This window comes from Bergeyella anatis (assembly GCF_036016955.1).
GTDB lineage: Bacteria > Bacteroidota > Bacteroidia > Flavobacteriales > Weeksellaceae > JAYWXI01.
In genome coordinates this window covers 1-558 of record NZ_JAYWXI010000104.1, presented here as the reverse complement: position 1 = coordinate 558, position 558 = coordinate 1, and the positions used below count along the sequence as shown (strand labels likewise).

General features: G+C 36.0%; 1 pseudogene. It reads left to right on the top strand.

Annotated features, from left to right (window positions below):
* Positions 1-558 (top strand): annotated as a pseudogene (locus VQ048_RS12450) (conjugal transfer protein TraG); the annotation flags it as partial.

Below are 558 nucleotides of genomic sequence, written 5' to 3'. Positions count from 1 at the left end.
GTAAACAATTATATCAAGCAACAAATTGAAAAAGGTTTTTCAATGTATATCTACGATTTTAAATTTGATGACCTTTCTACCATTGCCTATAACCATTTGTTAAAACACTTAAATAAATACGAAATTAAGCCTCAATTTTATGTCATAAACTTCGATGACCCTCGTAAGAGCCACCGTTGTAATCCAATCAATCCTCAATTTATGACAGATATATCCGATGCGTACGAGAGTGCTTATACAATTATGCTCAACCTAAACCGAACTTGGATACAGAAGCAAGGGGATTTCTTTGTGGAATCGCCCATCATTTTGTTAGCCGCTATCATTTGGTTTTTGAAAATCTATGAGAATGGTAAGTATTGTACCTTCCCACACGCCATTGAATTACTAAATAAGCCCTATGCGGACATCTTTACGATTTTAACTTCCTATACCGAATTAGAAAATTATTTATCGCCCTTTATGGACGCTTGGCAAGGCGGAGCCCAAGACCAATTACAAGGACAGATAGCGAGTGCAAAAATCCCTTTATCAAGAATGATTTCACCACAGTTGTAT